This window comes from Streptomyces sp. NPDC057099 (assembly GCF_042671245.1).
In the GTDB taxonomy this organism is placed as follows: domain Bacteria; phylum Actinomycetota; class Actinomycetes; order Streptomycetales; family Streptomycetaceae; genus Streptomyces; species Streptomyces purpurascens.
Window position 1 is genome coordinate 1 of record NZ_JBHUTX010000130.1, and the last position, 1,107, is coordinate 1,107.

1 protein-coding gene is annotated in these 1,107 nt (G+C 65.7%); it reads right to left on the minus strand.

Features of this window, described 5'->3' with window-relative positions:
• Nucleotides 1–266 precede the first annotated feature (266 nt).
• A complete protein-coding gene (locus ACFT4A_RS42520) occupies nt 267–1,085 on the minus strand; it encodes a transposase family protein (RefSeq protein WP_376381404.1) in 819 nt (272 codons plus the stop codon).
• Nucleotides 1,086–1,107: the final 22 nt, after the last annotated feature.

Sequence of the window (1,107 nt, forward strand, 5' to 3'; positions counted from 1 at the left end):
GGCCGGCCAGCAGCCGGGCGAGAAACTCAACGACATGACGCGGAACGTCGAGTACGGCAGCATAGGTGACCAACGTGAAGCCCCCGGTGACAGGCGGTCTTGTGAGAAAGACCTGTCCTACCAGGGGCTTCACGCCTGTCCACAGCCACCCTCATGCCCCAGCAACAGCGAGATCATTTCGTTGAGAAAACCTCATTGATCGGGTGGCCAGTTGATCGGATATGTCCGTGCGGTAGTGATCACTGAGGTTTTCTCAACGAAGGTCATTACCAGGCGTTGTTGAGGACGAGGGCGGCTTTGACGATGGCGCCGATCCGACCGGGGCTGAGCGTGACGCGCTTCAGGGTGCGCCAGCGTTCCTTCAGCTCGGCCGCAGCTCGTTCGCCCAGCGCCCGAACTCCTCGCAGGAGTGCGTTGTAGGTGCGGGTGTCGGAGTGAAGTTGCAGGTGGGAGCGGCCAGGGGGCTTCTTGAACGGGTGGTGGATGCCGATCCCGGCGCCTTGATAGCCGGCGTCGGCGAGGGTGGGCAGGCCGTCGGCGGCCGCCTTGTACAGGGCTGACAGGCAGTGCATTCGGGCGGCGGTGATGTCGGGCACCGAGCCGGGCTCGGCTTCGGACACCCATAACGGGGTGCCGTTCGGGGCGGACAGGAACTGCACGTTCGCCCCGAATGCCTTGTGTTTCGCCGAATACCAGGTGTCCACCTCCTTGCCCGCGGCGCTCATGTGGGTACCGGCGACGCGGTCGGACTCGATCAGCGTGCCGTCCAGGACCAGGTGGTTCATGCCCCGCTTTCGGCACTCTGCAAGGACCCGGTGCAGATCCGGGGCCTGCTCGGCCAGGACGTCTATGCCTTCGTGCAGGTAGCGGTAGCCGGTGGCCTGAGAGATTCCCGCGTCCCGCGCCAGGCAGTGCACGCACGACCGCTCCCGGAACCAGCGCAGCACCAGCACGGCCTGCCGGAATGGTCCCAGCGCCCGCGAGCCCTTCGGGGTGCCGATCCGGCGACGATGGCCGGCCAGCAGCCGGGCGAGAAACTCAACGACATGACGCGGAACGTCGAGTACGGCAGCATAGGTGACCAACGTGAAGCCCCCGGTGACAGGC